Below are 19278 nucleotides of genomic sequence, written 5' to 3'. Positions count from 1 at the left end.
CACGAGATCGTAAGACGGATCGGATCATAGCCATCAAGTCGCGTCTTTGGCAAAACCCGCATCGCCAGGGCGTTCCGCCCACCCCCGAAGCCGGAGGACATGCGCTTCGGCTCTATCGCTATGTGCAGTTTTCCCGACCCGAACAAATTCGCCTGTAGCGACCCCGGCTTCAGCAGGATTCATCCCTGCGAATGGAAAGGAATACCGGAGGGGTGTCCTTTCGACTTTCCTTATTATTTGAAACGAACATAAATATATACAAATACATATTCTCTTAAATAAAAATGAAAACAGTATCATGTTCGAAAATCGCCAAATCCGTTGACAGTCTATCCTCCAGGCTTCATAGAATTCTGACCTTATTCCTCCTGATTTTTCTTCCTTGCGGTCCCAGTTCATGCATCCTCGCGACCTGCGCGCGCCTCGTCATCGTATGGCCCTTCTCGGGCTTTCCGCTGCGCTTGCAGGCCTGTGGCTCACGGGCCCGGCACAGGCCCAGACCGCCTCGGATAACGGGACCGGGCTGACGACCGGTGCGCGACAGGGCCAGAGTTCGGCATCCTCCAGCGCACATACCGAGGAACGGGAGCCCGAAGACAGAGCCGGGACGCAGAACGAGCGGATCGGTGCGCGGCAGGGGCGAGCCTCCAAGGTTCAGGACCCGAGACCCCATTTCTCCGCCCCCATGGGGAGCAATCATTTCTTCGGCGATTGGGGCGGTATCCAGCCCTGGTTGCTCGATCGGGGAATTCACCTGCTTGCCTCCATCAATGAGGAATTTGCGGGCAATGTCACGGGAGGGAAGCAGCGCGCCTATTCCGATGCCGGGCAGGTCGGCATGGAGCTCGATGTGGACTGGGAGAAACTGGCCGGGTTCAGGAATTTCTGGACCCATATGCTCGTCGTGAACGGACACGGGCAGAATGTGAGCCGCATGTTCGGCGACAGCATCGCACCGGTGCAGGAGATCTACGGCGCGCGCGGGAATGTCGTTGCCCATCTCGTTGCGATGTACGGCGAACAGACATTCTATCATCATCGCATCGATATCAGCGCGGGCGTCATTCCCGTCGGCAGTTTCTTCGCCGCCTCTCCCCTTTTCTGCGACTTCATGAACGTCGCCATATGCGGCAATCCGGCACCGAACAAATATACACCCGGCACACGGGACTGGCCCTCAGGCAATATCGGAGCCGTGCTTCGCGTGATGCCGACCACGAACAGCTACATCATGGCCGGGCTTTTTGCGGTCAGTCCGCATCCGTATAACGGAGGCATTTCGGGCTGGGCTCTCGCCCAGGACGGTCTCGGCAAGATCTCGACCCCGGTCGAGCTGGGCTGGATACCCGAATTCGGTCGCGACCGTCTCATCGGGCATTACAAACTCGGCTACGCCTACGACAATTCGCGGTATCCGCATCTCTACGAAGACCGCAATGGCGCCTCCTATCTCGAATCCGGATTGCCGGCACGGCAGGTCAGCGGCATGAACAGCTTCTGGCTCCTCATGGACCAGATGATCGTCCGCAACGGCCGGGGTGCCACGAACGGCCTCATCCTTCTCGCTGGTGCGATGCATGACGACGGCCAGACCGTCGCCATGCGCGACCATGTCTGGGCGGGCCTTACCGAGACCGGCGCCGCCTGGGGGCGTCCCAAGGACACGCTCGGCGCCATGGTACAGCATTTCGACATGAGCCGTACCGTTGCGCTCCAGCAGGAATCCGCGCTGCGGGCGGGCGTTCCTTTCCCCACCAATCAGTGGGGCGCGGTGTACGGCGTCCAGTCGCACATGAACGTCTATGAGCTGTTCTACAGCATCCATCTGGGCAAGGCCATGAACCTCCAGCCCGACTTCCAGTACGTCCAGAGACCTGACGCGACTACCGTGTTCGGAGATGCCGCGGTTCTGGGCGTGCAGTTCACCGTCGTTCTCTGACCCCTCCCCCGCGATCCCGGGGGAGGAAAAACATGTCAGCGCTCGATATCGAGCGGCATGGCCGCGGGCGCATCCTCTGCGACCGGACCGGAGGCGGCCTCTGCCGAGGCAACGGCACCGGAGGCAACCGCCAGAACGTGCTGACGGTCCCAGCGACGGGCGAGAGGCAGCAAGGCGACGAGGATCCCGGTCAGGACCAGCCCGGCGAAGAAAAGATCGCGAAAGAGCGGAACGTACAGCGCTGCTGCCGGAACTCCCTGAGGCGATGCGCCATCGAACGCCGCGAAATTGGCGACGAGGCTGCCGACATACATGGCGATCCCCCAGAGCAGATAGAGCGACCCCATCATGAATCCGCTGCTTTCAGGCGCCGTATACCGGGCGATGATGGCAAGACCGAGCGCCATCGTCAGAAGTTCCGCTATCGAGATCAATCCATATCCGAGCACCATCACCCAGGCCGAAACGAGCGGATGCGCATGAGCCGCGGCGATCCACCAGATGAGGAAACCGAGCGTGACGAGACCGAAACCGAGAACCATCTTGTGGGCCAGAGACAGATCCCGCCCCTGTGCGGAGAGCCGGTTGTAGAGGCTGGCAAGAAGCGGGCTTGCAAGCATGATCCAGATCGGATTGAGAGCCTGGAACTGCCCCGCATTCAGATGGACCAGCGTCACCCCCCCGATCCTCAGATCGCCATCGACCGCACGCAGGGCGAAAAGCGTGAGTGAGGTCATCATCTGCTGATAGAAGATGAGATAGGCCATGCTTTCGATGCAGAGCAGGAACGTCAGACGCAATCCGGGGCGCGCCGACTCACCGGAGCGCAGATAGAGCCTCCCCCACAGGAAGAGAATTGCGGCACTCGCGCACCAGACGCAGAACCGCGCGATACCCGGACTCGCGATAATTCCGGTCAGAACCAGAACCGTCAGCACGAAACCTGCAAGAACGAGCAGGAAGGGACGCGCTTCGAATGCCCCCCGGTCGAGTGCGGACCCGGCATGATGGATCCATCGTCTCCGCCAGAGATAATAGAGCAACCCCACGACGAGACCGCCGGAACAGGTCATGAACGCACTGGCGGGGCCGTAATATTCCTGGAGCAGCGGCGTCAGCAACATCGAGACGGTGGAGCCGACATTGACGGACATGTAATAGATCGTGAATGCCGCATCGAGCGCCGCATCGTCACCCTCATAGATGCGGCGTACGAGATTGGCTGCATTGGGCTTGAACAACCCGTTTCCGGCCGAGATGAGCGCCATTGCGAAAAAGAGCAGGGCACGATGCTGATCGGCAAGCGCCAGTGCCGCATATCCGAAGATGAGCGCGACCGCCCCCATGAGCATCGTCCGTCGCGGCCCGAGAATGCGATCTCCGGCAAATCCGCCGAGAACGGGCGTGATATAGGTCAGACCGACAAAGGCGGCGATCATGACATTGGCCGCAACATCGGTCAGACCGAGCCGCTGCACGAGATAGAGCGTGAGTACGGCCTGCATGCCGTAATAGCCGAAGCGTTCCCACAGCTCGATTGCGAAGACGACAGAAAAGGCCTGACGCCGGGTGGGCACCTCTGGAAGCGCGCCGGGAGGCGCCCCGGGTCGCGATCCGGGCGAAGCTCCGGAAGAAGGAGATGAACTCATGCAATTGTTCCAGCCAGTAGGGAGTCGGTTGGCCGGAGATATCACATCCCCCCGCTATGCAAAGACCAAACTGGGGCAAGCGACAGGAGCAGCGCTCGCCCCGCATCGCCATTTCCTTCCGGATCGGATCGACCGGATGGTTGGAATTCCAACTGGAATCAGGGATATGCGATGGATCAGCGGCGCCGGAAGCGACAAGGCCCCTATGCCTCCCGGTTTTTCTCCCGCCTTACAATCCCGACCAGATTCCCGAGATTCTCATTCCGCCGAAGCCGAGAACGACGAGCAGGGCGGTGGTCAGAAGTGCCACGACCCCTCCTGCCACCTCGCGGGTGAAAATCAGTTTCCAGTCCAGAACCGCCCGCCAGGCCATGGCTCAGACCTTTTCCGCTTTCTCATCCGCATCGGCGCCATGCGTCTCGAAAAATGCCTCGAGCGCGGGGTCGACCTTGCCGATCCGGACCTGGAGCGTGACATAGAGATTGCCCGCCTGATGCTTGCCATGCGCAGCCACGCCACGCCCTCCGAGACGGAGCACCGTACCGCTATCGGAATGAGGGGGTACCTTCATGGTGACCTGCCCCTTGGGCGTCGGAACCACCAGTTTGCCACCGAGCACGGCGGTTCGCAGGTCGACCGGCACCGTGGCGCGAAGATCGCGTCCGTCACGGGTATAGAGCTTGCTCGGCTGGACCGTAACCGTAACGAGCGCGTCGCCGGCCGGTGCGTTCTCTCCCATGCCGGGCGCGCCCTTGCCAGCCAGACGCAGGGTCTGTCCGTCCTCGATCCCGGCCGGGATCCTGACCTCGACGGTTCCTGCCTCGGGCAGGGTCACGCGGGTCGTGGTTCCAAGAACGGAATCCTCGAACGAGACCTGAAGCGTATAGCTCCTGTCCGCTCCGCGCCGGGCACGACGCTGGCCGCCGAACCCGCCAGGCCCGAAATCGGCCCCGGTTCCGCCCCCGCCGAACATGTCGGAGAAAAACGCGCCCAGATCCTCCTGGCTGAACTGCGCGCCCTGCGGACCGCCATGGAAACCCTGCCCGTTTCCGAACCCGGCTCCACCTCCGAACCCGCCGGGACCGAAGGGCCCCCGCTCGTTGCCCTCGGCATCGATCTCACCCCGATCGAAGCGCGCCCGCTTTTCCTTGTCTCCCAGAATGGCGTAGGCCGCGCCTACGGCCTTGAACTGCTCCTCCGCCTTCTTGTCGCCGGGATTATGATCTGGATGATGGGCCTTTGCGAGTTTGCGATAGGCGCTGCGGATCTCCTTGTCCGTCGCCCCGCGCTTCAGCCCGAGCGCCTCATAAGGATCCTTCACGCCGATACCCTCCTTCTGGGGATGAATACTACAGATTCCATATGTTCTATGTTGTGGGCGTCGGACGGTGAATCAAGGGAGCCATCGGATCAGCGCGAGAACGCCTTGGCAAGAATGCTCTGCTTGGCCGCATCGATCGGCAGTTCGGTCGTGCGCAGCGCCATACCCTGCCACCCCGCCCCCATGGATGTGTAGAGCGCCACCGTATCCTGCAGCCGCGCGGTGCGCGCAACGGCCTCGCGATCCTGGGCATTCAGCAGCGTTCTCTGGGTCGTCAGCACGTTGAGATAATCCGTCAGACCCGCCGCATAGAGGCGTCTGGCCCGGTCGGCCGCGAGCCCGCTATCCTGCGATGCCCTGTGAAGCTGGGCGACATAGCGGTCGTTATGGAGCCATGACGTCATGGCGTCCTCAACCTCGCGAAATGCGGTCAGCACCGTCTTGCGATAGGCGAGCCTGCTCGCCTCGGCCCGCGCCCTTGCCTCGACCACCTGCGAGGTGAAGCGACCGCCATGCATGACAGGCAAGGTTGCAAGCATCATGAAGGACCAGCTCATCGCATTGATCTGGAAGGCCTGGTACATGGCCGATGCGTTGGGATTGAAATTGAGAGGGATCGAGAATTTCGGATAGAGCTGGGCCACGGCCACCCCGATCCGTGCCGTGGACTCCGCATAGGCACGCTCGGCCGCGCGGATATCGGGCCGGTTCGCCACGACGATGGAGGGGAGCGTGGCCGGGAAACGTGGCGTGACGGGCAGGCTTGCGACCCCTCCGGGCAATGCCTCGAGCTCCTGTTTGAGGTCTCCGGGCATATCCCCCAGAAGCACGCTGACACCGTGGGTCAGCTGGTCAATCTGGGCCCTGAGCGGCTCGAGCGTAGCAGTCTCGCTATCGAGTTCGCTCGAGGCCTGAGCGATCTGCAGGGTGTTGCCGATGCCTTCGAGATAGAGCTTCTTCGCCAGATCGACCTCGTCCTGCGCATTCTTCACATTCGCCTGGGCGATGGAGAATCTGAGCTGGGCCCCGCGCAGCGCGATATAGGCCCGCACGAGATCCGAAAGCAGGGTCATGAGGGTCGCGCGCCGGGCTTCGATGCTGACATCGATGGCCCGTTCGCTCGCCTCGACCTCGCGCCGGATCCGTCCGAAAGCATCGATCTCCCAGCTTGCCTGGGCGCCATAGGTGAGCACCGATGCCTGGGGTTGATTTGCCGGATTGCCGGGGCGGAGCGGCCAGTTATCCACCGCGATCGAGTAGCGGTTGGTCCCGCCCCCGGCATTGGCATCGAGCTGGGGATACCAGGCGGACGCGGCTTCCTCACGCACGGCCCGGGCGGCGATGATCCGCTGATCCGCGATGAGGAGATCGTAATTACCCTTGATGGCCTGAGCCACGAGCCGGTTGAGGAGGGGGTCGTTATACTGCCCCCACCATTCCTTCATTTCCTCTTCGGTCCGGGCGATTTCCTCCGGGGTCGCCGCATGATCGCTTTCCACGAAGCCCGAGGGAAGCTTCATATGATCCGGCTTGTAGTCCGGCCCGACCGTGCATCCGGCGAAAAGGAGGCTGCCAAGGCAGAACGCAGTCAGGTTTCGGGGGGCGGTCTTCATGATCAGAGGTGGTTCTGCAGCCATGTCGTAAGGCGCCCCCGCTGCCCCCGGGGCGGATTGCCGACCGTGACCGTGCAGGTCATCCCTGCCGCGAGAATGACTTCGGGCGGCACCCGGTCGAGATGGATTCTCACCGGGATACGCTGTGCGAGACGCACCCAGGTAAAGATCGGGTTGACGTCCTGCAGGCCGAGCTTGTCGGGCGTGCCGTTCTGATCGTTGATACCGCGCGCGATCGAGACGACGTGAGCCGGGATGATCTCGCGATATCCCATGAGCTTGACCCGCGCCACGTCTCCGACATGCACGCCCCACATCTTCGTCTCCTCGAAATACGCATTGATCCAGAAGCTGTCCGCATCGATCACGGCCATGCGCGACTGCCCCGCCTTGGCATAATCGCCCACGCGCAGATTCAGGTTGGTAACATAGCCATCGACCGATGAATAAACGATGGAGCGTTGCAGGTTCAGACGGGCGACATCCAGCGCAGCCCGGGCGGCGTTCACGGCGTCTTCCTGGGTCTCGACATTCGAATTGTAGATTTCCTGCTCCTCGGCGGAAACGATACCGCTGAGCCCCATGCGGCGCTTCGCATCGTTCTTGCGGAGTTTCAGGTCTTCCTCGGCGCTGGCCAGCCGTGCCTCGGCCTCGCGAATGGCCAGACGAAACCGCACCGGATCGATGACAAACAGGGGATCGCCCCGATGAACGAAATCGTTGTCATGCACGGGAACGGCGACGACCGTGCCGGAAACCTCCGGCGCCGCATCCACGACATAGACCCGCACGCGGCCGTCGCGGGTCCAGGGGGCGATCATGTAGGTCTCCCACAGCGTATATCCGAGGAGAAGCGTCACGAGCAGCACCGCTAGGGTCAGGAACACGCGAATCAGCGTACGGGCGAGCAGCACGGACAATCTTCCTCAGGGAACGGGGCGACGGGGCCGGGGAACGGGGGTGCCTCAGACATAGAGCACAAGCAGGCAGAGCACGGAGACGTAAAGCGCGACTTCGAACAGCGCGACATGCCAGAACCACTCGATGGCACCCGTGCGCCAGAGCACGAAACGGATCATGAGCGTTACGGGAATCGCTGCAATCGCATAGACGGCGATCGGGGAGATGAATACGCCAAATAGATTGAATTCTGCGAGCATCAGCCTCCCTCACACCGAGCAGGAACCGGGCAGGCTGGAAAAGTCAGGACGAAGCGACCCGGAGGAGACGAACGGAGGACGAAACCCCGTTGCCACCTGCAAGACACAGATAGAGGAAAACTCAGCCTGACCCAAGCCCGAATTGGTCGCGCACCCGATGGAGCGCTGCCTCTCCCGGGAGGTCTTACGGGAAAGGGCGCAGGGCTTCCAGCGGGTAAACCTGAAAACTGGATTAGTTTTCCGGCAAGATTGGAACCCGCCTGCGTTGCCCCCAGGGGAACCGGCGATCGCTGGAACCGGCGATGGCCCGTGCGACCATGGCCTTATTTGCGGGTGAAGATGTTCCGCAATCCACCCATAGCCTGACGCCCGGTGAACCGGCCGAGCGGACCGAGCAGGATTCCGACCAGCGTGGAGACCGCAAGCGTCTGCTTGAACTCGATGACTTTCCGGTCACGCCGCAGCCGCGCCTCGAACTCTACCGGATCGGCGACATTGCGCGTACCGAGAAGGCCGAAGATGATGATGAAGAGAATATCGAGCCCGAGGACCGAACTCGCCGCCGCAAAGGCCGAGAAATGCAGAACGCTGTAGGCGAAGGCCCAGAGCACGGCATGAAAGGAGATCAGGGCGAAGAAGCCGAAGATGGCGGCAATGACGAAATAGGCGACACGACGGCCGATCCGCATGGCCGCACGCTGCATGACCTCGCCCTGGGCCTGCAGGACTTCCTGTCCAACATCAAAGACCTTCATGGAGTTTCGCTAGCCTTCATGTCTGTGCGTCTCCCCCGGAGAGGCCGCGCCACATCCCTGCGGATACGACGCGCCGCCTCACGGGGGGACGGATGATTTTGACGAGGCCGCCACGCTCCACGCGAAGACAGCCTATTTCGAGATACGTCCTGCAATAAAGCCAATGACGGCAGAAATCAAAACTGCCGCGAGAGGGCGCGCCCGGACACGGGCTTCCGCGTTGTGAAGCTGGACATCCTTGATCTCGCGGGCATTGGCCACTGCGTGGTCGGCCCTGCCGGCCACGTCGAGAAGCGCCGGGTTGATCCGGTCCCTGAGCAGCTGCTCGAGCTGATCCTTCAGGCTGTCGATCTGCTCCTGGGCAGATTTGGCTGCGTTGTCCACACTGTTCTTGACGTCGGTCTTGCTCATGTCACAACTCCTCGCACGGTTGAGGCCGTGCATTATGGTTTAACGTCCAACGCAGAAGGGAGAGGCAGGTTTCATGTCGGCTTCACCACGCCACCCCAGCACCCGGGACGCCCCCTCCCCCCGGCTCAGCTCCCGGCCCGGGCCCCGGCTCCGGATCGAGTCCTGCAAACTCGGGACGCGCCTGGATGCGTTCTGCCTCGACATCCACAAAAACGAGGCCGTCAGCCTTCTGAGCGACGATCCGGCCCTGCCCTCGATGCTCTGTGACGTCATCGCCGGTTTCCGTTCCGCGTCGTACGGCTCGCTCGCGGTCGAGGGTATCATGCTGGACGGCCTCCCTCCCGAGTCGCGTCCCGTCGTACTCGTCTCGCCGCGCGACCCGCTCTTTCCGCATCTCGATGTGGCGGGCAATATCGCCTTTCCGCTCAGGGTACGCGGCAAGGGGCAACAGGAGATCGAGGCAAGCACGACGCGCATACTGGCCCTGGTCGGGCTGGAGCGTGTCGCCCGCACGCGGATTTCCGCGCTGGACGCAGGGCAGAGAATCCGTCTCGCCCTCGGCCGGGCCCTTGCCGGCACGCCATCCATCCTCCTGCTCGACAGGATTTTCGCCGGGCTCGATCTGAGAACGGTGCGGCGATTGCGGCAGATGATCGTCACGCTTCAGCGCGCCCTGGGGCTGACGCTGATCCATGTGGCGCAGGACCGGGACGATGCCCTGTGGCTGGGAGGACGCATCGCGATCTTCGATAGCGGTACGCTCGTGCAATGCGCCGATGCGGGGACGCTGCTCGATCGCCCCGAAGACGAACGGATCGCAAGCCTTTTCGGAGAGGCCAACACGCTTGCCGGCCGGGTTCTGTCGATCGACGACGATATCGCACGCATCCATCTCGCCTGCGGGGGTGTGGTCGAGGCGATTGCCGACGAGAGGCTCGAAGCCGACGCGCTGTGCGTTCTCTGCATCCGCCCGGACCGCATCGCGCCGCTCATAGGCTCCACGATGGCCATGGAGGAGGATACGCCCCCGCTCATGGCCACCATCCAGACCGTTCTTCATGCGGGCGATCAGATCAGACTGCGGCTGCGCCTGGCCGATGGGAGCGAAATCGAGATCAGACGCCCGCTCCTGCAGGCCATGCGCGGGGTTACGCCGGGCGCGACCGTACAACTTGCCTGGCAGGCCAGTCAGGCTGTGGCCTTTCCCATGAAAGACGATCTATAAGACGCAGACCGATGCTGTTCATCTCCCGGGAAGGGCTTTTCCTGCACGTATCCCCCCCCTCTTCGATGGGACGCCCCGTTCGTCGCCTGCTTGCCGCAACGCGCCTCGTCGCGTGTCTGCTCGCCCTTGTCGCTTCCCCCGGCATGGCGCAGGCCCTTGCGGACACCCATCACGCCCATCACAGCAGCCATCGTCATAAGACCCGCAAGCACAAACGCCCGGCTGCCCCGAAACCCGCTCTCGCGGTTTCGGCGGGCAGTCTGGGCGCTCACTCCCTTCTCATGCCGGACCAGCCCTACCCCCTGCGGGAATGGGATGGCACTTCCGCCGCGCTCGACGCGGAGGCAAAGAGCCGCAAGCCGGCCTGGCTCGCCGTGATGGTCAACAACACGCTCGGAATCGCGGCCTGCCGGAGCGGCCTTGCGCAACCCCTCCCCCCGGCCCCGGCCGGGCAGAACGCCCGGACCGGCGTGACTCCATGTGCCATCCCCGCAGGCGAGGAGAGCATCGTCCTTGCCTGGGACCGCAATCGTCTGGGCGACGCAGCGCCGGATTGGGGGGATTTCTGGGATATTGCGCGCCATCCGGGGAAACGCGCCCTGCGCATGGACCCGCGCGGGACGCTGGAAATCGCCCTGATGGCCGATGGTGTGTCCTCCGATGACATCTATGCGCTTCTGGCGACCCCTGCCGGGATCGATCGTGCGTTTCACAAGCTGGACCAGCTGCGCCCCTATCTTGTCTGGTGGCGCACGCCTTCGGAGGCGACGCGCATCATGAAAAGCGGCGCGGCGCTGATGCTGGCCACGCCGCATGACCGTCTCGCCACGCTCGGGAACAAGGCATCCGGGGACAAGGCATCGTTTTCCGCCCAGTGGCGGCAATCCCTGCGGCAGAAACTCTCCTGGATCGTCCTGCGCAACGTACCGCCCGAACAGAGGAGTGCCGTGGTCGCCATGCTGCGCGATCAGACGCCCGTGCATGACGACACGCAGGACGCGCCCCAGAACGGACAGGCCCTTCATATCCTCGCCATCGATGACGGATTCTGGGCCGATCGTCACGACGCCTTGCTGAAACGCTTCCAGTCATGGCTTACGTCCCAGCCATGACACTCGCCCTGTTGTCTTTCATATCCGGCACGCTGGCCGCTCTCTTCTGCCTGGCGCTTGCATCGGTCGTTCCGGCGGCCCACAACCGGATCGGCCCCCTTCTGCCCAGCCTCGCCTCGGGAGGTGCGGTCGGCTTTCTATGGCTGGCGAGCAGTCACCTCGCGATCAGGGGCTCGGGTTTTCTTGCCGGTTTCCTGATTTCGCCCCTCTGCCTTCTTCCCGTGAGGTCGATGGTTTCGTCCCGCACCGAGACTCTCGCCCGCGCGGCGGCAGGCCTCGGGGCGGATCGCGCCGCGCGCCTGCGCTATCTCTGGGTGCCGCTTCTGCGCCTGCCTCTAGCGATCGGCCTGTCGATCTACGCATTGTGCCTCGTGCTCTTTCTGGGCTTCGCCGGATTTTTTCATGACTGACGATCGTTCCCTCCCGTTCTGGCGCACCAAGACCCTGGAGGAGATGAGCAAGGATGAGTGGGAATCCCTCTGCGATGGCTGCGGGAAATGCTGCCTTCACAAATTGCGCGATGAGGATACGGACGAGGTCCACCATACCAATGTGGCCTGCCGCCTGCTGGACCTCGAAACCTGCCGCTGCTCCGAATATGCGACACGCTTCCGGAAGGTCCCGGATTGCGTTTCGCTCTCGCCCGCCCTGTTGCGGGAAATAGACTGGCTGCCGCCCAGCTGCGCCTATCGCCTGGTCAGGGAAGGAAAGGATCTGCCCTTCTGGCATCCGTTGCGCTCAGGCTCGGACGAGAGCGTCCATGAAGCGGGCATATCGGGTCGCGGGAGGATCGTCAGCGAACGCGATGCCGCCATGCTGGAAGATCATCTCGTCGACTGGCCGGGAGCGCCCATGACCGCACGCCAGCGCCAATCCCGGCGGAAGTGACCGGCGGAAGTGAAGCGAACGAGCCCGACGCGTACCGGCGCGGCCATCGCAACGGATGAGGTCGTGGCCGGGATGACGGGCGTTCCGGCAGATATCCCGATGCGTTTCAGGGTTTCCACCCGCGCCCGCAGGCTGAGCATGCGCATCGATCCGGTTTCGAGAGAGATCGTTGTCACCCGGCCTGCCGGCACGCTGCAGGAGCAGGCGATGGCTTTCGTCGAGGCCCGGAGGGACTGGCTCGCCAATGCGTTATCGACATTGCCCCGATATCGGGGGATCGAACCCGGCTCCGTGATCACTCTCAACGATCGCTCGCTGACCGTGACACCCGATCCGGCGCAGATACGGACGGTTCACGAGCGGGACGGGCTTCTGATGGTCAGGGCACCTGCCGATCGTCTCGCGATCCGGGTCCTGTGCTACGCCCGTCAGGAAGCCTCATGCACGCTCCCGGTCCGGCTCGAATACTGGGCAGATCTCATGCAGTGTTCGCCATCTGCCGTCATCTGTCGTGACGCTCGCTCGCGCTGGGGAAGCTGCTCGCGCACCGGCCGCATCATGCTCAACTGGCGACTGGTCCTGATGCCTCGAGCGGTACGAGACTACGTTCTCGTGCATGAGCTGGCCCATCTGAAGCATTTCGACCACGGGAAACGGTTCTGGGCTCTGGTGGACAGGTTCCATCCCGCAAGAGCGCACGCACAGACCTGGCTCAAACAGAACGGAGCGGAAATCCTCGCGCTGTGACGGGGGATTTCCTCCCCCTGCACGCCCGTGCTAGAGCACTGTTCGGCATTGTGCGAGAGCACTGTCCGGCTGTGTGCGAACTTGGCGGAATGGTAGACGCACGAGACTTAAAATCTCGAGTCCGCAAGGGCGTATGGGTTCGAGTCCCATAGTTCGCACCACAACTCGCTGAGATGGAACGACTTTCCGGTCTGGATGGGGCAAAGTGCCGCTTTGCTCCACTGTCCTTCCCCATCGAGGGACTTTTCATGCTGTGCATTCGCGGCACGACTTACCATTTTCGCCGTATCGTTCGCCCTGCCCTGCGCCCTGTTCTCGACAAACGCGAAATTTGGGTCTCCCTGCGTACGGGGTATCAGCTCGAAGCCCGCAAACGCGCTTCAGTCCTGCACGCCAGAACCACGGAACTCTTCGAACAGGCCGGTTTGGTCAGCGGCCTTCGTCGCAATGCCAGAGAGTTCGTAGCCCTGCGTGAAACTCTGGCGACACTGGGCGGCCTTGTGCCCAGTCAGGCTGATGGTTCCGAGACAGCCGACAAGACAACAGCTCGACGACGCATGCCCGCTGTTGATGACACCTCGTCATCGGTTAGAAAATCTTCCAACAAACCCCGCACGGCCTCGTCCAGGGCCGCGAAGACTTTCCCGCTGCCATCCATGCTGCCCGAATCGCGACGACCGCCATCACCCCGGTCACAGTCGCGGTCAAAGTCACTGCCGCCCCATCCACGGTCCCTGCTGATGACCACAGCCCTGCAACAATTCGTTCTGGACAATCCTCGTGCCAGCGCAGACACTCGCAACGGCGCATCCAGAGCCGTCTCCCTGTTTGTCGAAGCTTATGGCGATACGCCTGTCGCCCTTATCGGCGGCGAGACGGCGGGGGCGTTCCGTGACCTGCTCTTTTTCCCTTCCGGCTTCCCTTGGCAAACGCAAGGAACGCGGCAGTATCGAGGGAAGCCCGCAAGGCGAGAGACACAAACGCCCCCTTACTGAGTGGCAAGAGTGTAAAAAACCACATCATGCGTCTCTCGGCCTTGTGGAACCAGCTCCTGCAACGCGAGCTGGTGAGCAAGAACCCGTAGACCGGCTGGTCCTTCGAAAACGGCATCAGAACAATACGCCGGGGCTGGACGGAAGACGAGCTGACCTTGCTGGCTTCGACCACGTTGTGGCCCAGCACCATCGTATCTGCGCATAGTTTCCGGCTCGTCACCCGCATTGCTGCCTGGTCCGGAATGCGCCTTGGCGAAATCTGTCATCTGCGCAAGGAGGATTTACAGACCATCGAGGGCGTTCCCTGCTTCGTCATCCGACCGCATCCCGGTGAAGGGTGGTCGCCCAAAACGGAAGCAGGCACACGCGTCGTACCTGTCCATTCCCGACTGATCGCCACCGGAATCCTGTCTCTGGCCGAAACAATCGAAGGACCGTGGCTCGTGCCGGGTCTCGATATGTCGAAGCAGGGTATGCGCGGGGCCAATTTCGGCAGGTCCTTTTCCCTCCTGAAAACCCGGCTGGGACTGCCTGCTGAAATCACCTTTCACTCTTTCCGTCACACAGTCTCCACGCAGTTGCGCAACGCCTCAGCAGAAATCAGGGAGGTCTGGATTGACCGTCTGCTGGGGCACGAGGCCACGCATCGCAGTCAGGGCACATCAACCTATCTGGGTTGCATCACACCACAGAATCTCAGACAGACAGTCGAGGCCATTACCTATCCGGCCCATCTGCTTGCAAGTAACACGCTGTAGCCTTCTGCCCCCTGAGCCAGCAGTGCTTCGTGGCTACCCGTGGGGTGCACGAAGCAGCTGGCAAGGGGGAGTACCTCCTCCATTGACCCCTTTTGCCGTATGAAATGCGATCTGTTTATGTGGAGCTCTGGCCACAAAGCTGCTCCTCTCAGGCTAAATTATAGTTTTCGTACTTTTCGAAAAACCGGGACATTTTCTCTCGCAGGACTGACACAGTATTCCAGAGAGGATATGCTCCCCACAATCAAGGCTAACACCGAAAGTTGAACACACTCCTATGGCTGCCCCCTTGCGCGACCTCATTCTTTTTCTCCTCCCCGAAGACGGATCGACCATCGGAAATCAGCGCATGCTGACTGCTTTGCAAGAGCATCTACCGAAGCTGAAAGAAGGCCGCTATCAGGCGGAGAGGGATGAATTAGCTGCCGAAGGCCTGCTCATAAAGGGCAAAGGGCGCGGTGGCTCCGTTGCTCGCGCAAAACCCGTCGTCCGGTCGCGCAGCAACCTAACGTCGGGACAGCCATACGTATCGCCGACAGTAGGTGCCCCCAGTGCCAATGCATATCTTTACCCGGACAAGGCAATAACGCGCCCGGATGTTGGGATGGAAGCACAGTTCTCAAATAAGAAGGCACCGAAAACCTATCGTTACGATTCAAGCCTCGCCCCCGAACTGGCATGGGATGAAAATGCGGAGCGTGACTTTGCGGAGTGGCTGCTGGCGCTGATAGCCGAAGCCGCAGACAAGGGTGAGGCCACCGTGTTTGCCCAGCCGCAGGTATGGCAGGGAACAAATGAGCGCTTTCTTTCTCTTTCGCAATGCGCGGCCCGGTTAGGCAGCCTTACGAAACCCTTCCTGAATTGGGCAGGTAAGGCCGAGCGCCGACAGATCTCAGTACCCACGCTTCCTCTGTTCGTTCACGAGCGCCATTCCACCCAAGCTATCCTCGATACCCTGCAATCTCACAAGGCAGTCGGCACCAATCTCGACCTGTTCGGCGACATGGACTTGGACGTTGCCGACAGACTGGATGCCTACGAGCATAAGGGGCCATGGACCAATCGCCTTGTCCTTGGGGATTCGTTGCAGGTGATGAACTCCTTGCTCGAATATGAGGGGATGGGTGGTCAGGTGCAGATGCTCTACTTCGATCCACCCTACGGCGTGAAATACGGATCGAACTTTCAGCCCTTCGTTCGCAAGAATCGGGTCAACCACGGCTCCGACGATGAAATGATCCGTGAACCAGAAATGGTGAAAGCCTACCGGGATACATGGGAACTGGGACTTCACTCCTACCTGACCTATCTGCGTGACCGATTAATGCTGGCGCGTGAGCTACTGACTCCTTCCGGTTCAATCTTTGTTCAGATTTCTGACGACAACGTACATCATGTTCGGGAAATTCTGGATGAGGTATTTCCCGGTGGTTTTGTCTCGCAAATCAGCTTTCAAACGACATCAGGTTTCGATTCTACGACTTTACCCACGATGGGCGACTTTTTGCTTTGGTATTCCAAGGACAAGGATACCGTGCGCTATAATAAGATTTTCCAGCCGCAGCCCATCGAACTCGGAAAAGGTAATGCGACATGGGTTTTGTTGCCGGATGGGAGCTACCGGGGGGTGAATGCCGCCGAAAAGCGCGGCGAAGCCGAATTGCCTAAAGATGCCAAGCTCTACAATCCCGATAACATTCAGTCGCAGAACGCCGCCTCCGAGCCTCAACCCTTCAAGTTTGAAGGCAAGACGTATCTGCCCGGCGGCAATTCCCACTGGAAAGCCAACTACCCGGATGGGATGAACAGACTGGGCAAGGCTGGGCGCATTCATGTCGCCAAAAACAGCATCCGCTACCGCCGCTACGCAGACGATTTTCCCTTCCAGCAGCTGGGCAATATCTGGACCGACACCATCACCGGCAATTTCACCGACGATAAAGTGTATGTCGTCCAGACCGGCGTGAAGGTTGTCGAGCGGTGCATCCATATGACGACAGAGCCGGGCGACCTTGTGCTGGACATCACTTGCGGCTCTGGTACCACCGCATACACCGCCGAACAATGGGGGCGTCGCTGGATCACCGTAGATACGTCGCGCGTGCCGATTGCGCTAGCCCGGCAGCGCCTCCTGACCAGCACGTTCCCTTGGTATCGCTTGCAGGAACCGGGGAAGGGACCAGCAGGAGGTTTCATCTACGAGCGCAGGCGGAACAACAAGGGAGAGGAAGTCGGCGGCCTTGTCCCACGTATCACGCTTAAGTCCATCGCCAATGATGAAGATCCGAAGCTGGAAACAATCATCGACCGCGCGGAGGTGAACGACAAGATCACTCGCGTTTGTGGTCCCTTCACGGTCGAAGCCACCATTCAGGCGGCGATGAATATGGAGGAAGATTCCACCGCCTCGTCGTCGCAACCGATAACCGATAGTCCCCGCGCCTACCTGGATCGCATGATCGAGGTGCTGCGCCAGAGCAAAACGCTCAACTTACCCGGCAATACCACGGTGGAACTGGAAACCGTCAGCCCGCTTGCCGACCGTGAATATCTCCATGCCGAGGGAATCGCCCGCAACGGCACGGAAAAGCGTATAGCCATCGTGTTCGGTCCCGAAGATGGCGCGATCGGTTCCGATTATGTGTTTAACGCCCAGACTGAGGCGTTACGGCAGGGCTATAGCCAACTCTTTCTGTTCGGCTTCGCCATCGACGTCAATGCACGGGGGATGCTGGCGAAGTTGAAACTGCCCACCGTCTACATCGCCGTCACGCCGGACGTGGTGATGTCCGATTTACTCAAAACCAGCAAGTCGAGCGAGATTTTCTCGATTACCGGTCTCCCGGACGTGCGGCTAGAAGCAGCTGGCAAGAACAAGGACGGAACCCCGCTTCACCGCGTCGTTATCAAGGGACTGGACATTTTCCGCCCCGATACGATGGAGACAGACGAAGTGAAGGCAGAAAATCTACCATGCTGGATGCTCGACACCAACTATAATGGCATGGCATTCTTCGCCTCGCAGGTATTTTTCCCAAAGACAAGCGCGTGGGATAACCTGCAGAAATCCCTCAAAGGACAGTTCGCCGAAAACGTATGGGAACATCTGGCCGGGACGGTGAGCGAGCCGTTCACGCTTGGCGACAAGCGACGCATCGCGGTCAAGGTCATCGACGAGCGCGGCAATGAATTGATGACCGTCAAGACGCCGGGAGGCGATAATTGATGGGCGCGCGGCAAAAGCAAGAACCGACGGTTACGGTTCCTGAGGTCGAATCTCCGATCATCAATTCGCCCTTCATCGAGCCCCAATGCCATTGGCAGATTGAGCGCGGCAAGGTGCCGATGAAGGCCAACGGGCGGCGGCGGGCCAGCTACTTCTATCGCGTGCCTGAACATTCGGGGCGGGGACGGCGTGGCCGTGCTGAAGCCGATATCTTCGAAGATGTGAAGGGCGAAGAGGTTGAACTGCAAATCGTCAACCTCATCCGCGAGCGCGTGAAGGAATGGCGCGAAGGCACGCGCCCCGGTGGTGTCACCTATGATGGCGCATCGTTAGTGACGAAGGAGTTGCTAGACCTCTGGCGCAGCAACGAAAGAATGCAGCGCCTGTTCTTCGCGCAAATTGAGGCCGCCGAGACGGTCATCTTTCTGGTCGAGGGCGCCGACATCTATCGCAAGGGCATCCCCGAAATCCCGAAGGATGAACCGGGATTGGCGGCAAAAGCAGACGGGGTGCGTACCTTCCTCCGCTACGCCTGCAAAATGGCAACCGGCTCCGGCAAAACGACCGTCATGGGAATGCTCGCCTCATGGTCGATCCTCAATCGCGTCGCTGCGCCACGTGACGACCGTTTTTCTGATACGATCCTGATCGTCTGCCCCAACGTCACCATTCGGGAGCGCCTTCAGGAACTGGACCCCGCTCTTGGTGACCTAAGCCTTTACCGAACCCGCCAGCTTGTGCCGCCGCACCGCATGGAGGAATTACGGCGTGGCGAGGTGATGATTGCCAACTGGCACCGTCTTGCCAAGAAGGAAAGCAACACTGTCAACGGCGATTCTGCCAAGGTCGTTAAGGCAGGTGAACGGGTCGAAGTGGTAAAGAACGCTGGTAAGGCAAACGAAACTATCGAAACCAAGTATTTTGAGTCTGACGCTGCATGGTTCAAACGCATCCGTCGCGAGCTTGGTAGTGGTAAAGGCCGCAGTTCGCATTGGTTGATTTTCAACGACGAAGCCCACCACGCCTACAGGCGCGGTGATAGTGCCGAAGGCGACGAACAGACGTTGGATGAGGACAAAGACCTCGCCAAGAAGAATGCCCGTGAGGCGACTATTTGGATCGAGGGACTTGACCGTATCCACAAGCTGGCGGCCGGCAGCCGTCGGCGTGGCGTCAACCTTTGCGTCGATTTGTCCGCCACGCCTTTCTACATTCAAGGTTCAGGCAACGAGGTAGGAAAGCCCTTCCCGTGGGTTGTGTCCGACTTCGGATTGCTGGACGCTATCGAATCCGGCCTTGTGAAGATCCCACAACTGCCATCCCGTGACGTAAGTGGCGCAGAAGAAGCCGCTTATTTCAATATCTGGCGTTGGGTGCAGGCTAAAGCGGAGGAAGATGGTTTCGGCACAAACATCACGCCGGAAATTGTCATGAACTACGCTAGGCTCAGGACCCTTTACGAGACTAGGATGATGTGAC

18 protein-coding genes and 1 tRNA gene are annotated in these 19278 nt (G+C 60.9%); 11 read left to right on the top strand and 8 right to left on the bottom strand.

The window, feature by feature from the left end; all coding sequences use genetic code 11:
• Positions 1 to 397: 397 nt before the first annotated feature.
• Entirely contained in the window at positions 398 to 1939 is a 1542-nt protein-coding gene (locus tag SSA02_RS01170; protein ID WP_147092100.1) for a carbohydrate porin, read from the top strand.
• A 35-nt stretch (positions 1940 to 1974) separates the two neighbouring features.
• Here SSA02_RS01170 and SSA02_RS01165 read toward each other — a convergent pair whose 3' ends face one another.
• The 8 genes from SSA02_RS01165 to SSA02_RS01135 all read right to left on the bottom strand — a co-directional run bounded on the left by SSA02_RS01165 (position 1975) and on the right by SSA02_RS01135 (position 8848).
• A complete protein-coding gene (locus SSA02_RS01165; protein WP_147092099.1) occupies positions 1975 to 3588 on the bottom strand; it encodes a peptide MFS transporter in 1614 nt (537 codons plus the stop codon).
• A 229-nt stretch (positions 3589 to 3817) separates the two neighbouring features.
• On the bottom strand, positions 3818 to 3961 hold the full coding sequence (locus tag SSA02_RS12635; RefSeq protein WP_186807616.1) for a hypothetical protein: 144 nt from the start codon (positions 3959 to 3961) through the stop codon (positions 3818 to 3820).
• 3 nt (positions 3962 to 3964) lie between these two features.
• Positions 3965 to 4909, bottom strand: a complete 945-nt coding sequence (locus tag SSA02_RS01160; protein ID WP_147092098.1) for a DnaJ C-terminal domain-containing protein — start codon at positions 4907 to 4909, stop codon at positions 3965 to 3967.
• A gap of 89 nt (positions 4910 to 4998) precedes the next feature.
• Positions 4999 to 6522: an efflux transporter outer membrane subunit gene (locus SSA02_RS01155; protein ID WP_147092097.1), complete on the bottom strand. Its 1524-nt coding sequence runs from the start codon at positions 6520 to 6522 to the stop codon at positions 4999 to 5001.
• Positions 6523 to 6524: 2 nt separating this feature from the next.
• Positions 6525 to 7436, bottom strand: coding sequence for a biotin/lipoyl-binding protein (locus SSA02_RS01150; RefSeq protein WP_147092096.1), 912 nt, complete (start codon positions 7434 to 7436; stop codon positions 6525 to 6527).
• A gap of 51 nt (positions 7437 to 7487) precedes the next feature.
• Positions 7488 to 7682 (bottom strand): DUF1656 domain-containing protein, encoded by a 195-nt coding sequence (locus SSA02_RS01145; protein ID WP_147092095.1) that lies wholly within the window; start codon positions 7680 to 7682, stop codon positions 7488 to 7490.
• 323 nt (positions 7683 to 8005) lie between these two features.
• Positions 8006 to 8437, bottom strand: a complete 432-nt coding sequence (locus SSA02_RS01140) for a phage holin family protein (protein WP_147092094.1) — start codon at positions 8435 to 8437, stop codon at positions 8006 to 8008.
• A gap of 132 nt (positions 8438 to 8569) precedes the next feature.
• Positions 8570 to 8848: a hypothetical protein gene (locus SSA02_RS01135; protein WP_147092093.1), complete on the bottom strand. Its 279-nt coding sequence runs from the start codon at positions 8846 to 8848 to the stop codon at positions 8570 to 8572.
• A 73-nt stretch (positions 8849 to 8921) separates the two neighbouring features.
• On the opposite strand from SSA02_RS01135, the gene SSA02_RS01130 reads away from it, so the two are divergent.
• From SSA02_RS01130 to SSA02_RS01090, 10 genes are all read left to right on the top strand, one after another.
• Positions 8922 to 10073, top strand: a complete 1152-nt coding sequence (locus SSA02_RS01130; RefSeq protein WP_147092092.1) for an ABC transporter ATP-binding protein — start codon at positions 8922 to 8924, stop codon at positions 10071 to 10073.
• An 11-nt stretch (positions 10074 to 10084) separates the two neighbouring features.
• Entirely contained in the window at positions 10085 to 11185 is a 1101-nt protein-coding gene (locus tag SSA02_RS01125; protein ID WP_246103542.1) for an extracellular solute-binding protein, read from the top strand.
• Positions 11164 to 11595 (top strand): hypothetical protein, encoded by a 432-nt coding sequence (locus SSA02_RS01120; protein WP_147092091.1) that lies wholly within the window; start codon positions 11164 to 11166, stop codon positions 11593 to 11595. The genes SSA02_RS01125 and SSA02_RS01120 overlap by 22 nt, the downstream gene beginning before the upstream one ends.
• Positions 11588 to 12073: a YcgN family cysteine cluster protein gene (locus tag SSA02_RS01115; RefSeq protein WP_147092090.1), complete on the top strand. Its 486-nt coding sequence runs from the start codon at positions 11588 to 11590 to the stop codon at positions 12071 to 12073. Before SSA02_RS01120 ends, SSA02_RS01115 begins: the two co-directional genes overlap by 8 nt.
• Before the next feature lie 9 nt (positions 12074 to 12082).
• On the top strand, positions 12083 to 12820 hold the full coding sequence (locus SSA02_RS01110; RefSeq protein ID WP_147092089.1) for a M48 family metallopeptidase: 738 nt from the start codon (positions 12083 to 12085) through the stop codon (positions 12818 to 12820).
• Positions 12821 to 12895: 75 nt separating this feature from the next.
• Positions 12896 to 12981, top strand: a tRNA-Leu gene (locus SSA02_RS01105).
• Positions 12982 to 12993: 12 nt separating this feature from the next.
• Complete coding sequence (locus SSA02_RS12840) at positions 12994 to 13815, top strand: DUF6538 domain-containing protein (RefSeq protein WP_246103541.1); 822 nt, start codon at positions 12994 to 12996, stop codon at positions 13813 to 13815.
• Positions 13816 to 13970: 155 nt separating this feature from the next.
• Entirely contained in the window at positions 13971 to 14573 is a 603-nt protein-coding gene (locus SSA02_RS12835) for a tyrosine-type recombinase/integrase (protein WP_246103540.1), read from the top strand.
• A gap of 277 nt (positions 14574 to 14850) precedes the next feature.
• Positions 14851 to 17799, top strand: a complete 2949-nt coding sequence (locus SSA02_RS01095) for a site-specific DNA-methyltransferase (RefSeq protein ID WP_222591044.1) — start codon at positions 14851 to 14853, stop codon at positions 17797 to 17799.
• The gene (locus tag SSA02_RS01090; RefSeq protein WP_222591043.1) at positions 17799 to 19277 is read left to right on the top strand and encodes a DEAD/DEAH box helicase family protein; all 1479 of its coding nucleotides are present in this window, start codon (positions 17799 to 17801) and stop codon (positions 19275 to 19277) included. Before SSA02_RS01095 ends, SSA02_RS01090 begins: the two co-directional genes overlap by 1 nt.
• Position 19278 lies beyond the last annotated feature (1 nt).

Origin of the sequence: Swaminathania salitolerans (genome assembly GCF_007988945.1) — a bacterium.
Lineage (GTDB): Bacteria > Pseudomonadota > Alphaproteobacteria > Acetobacterales > Acetobacteraceae > Swaminathania > Swaminathania salitolerans.
This window is presented reverse-complemented; position numbering and strand designations above follow the sequence as displayed.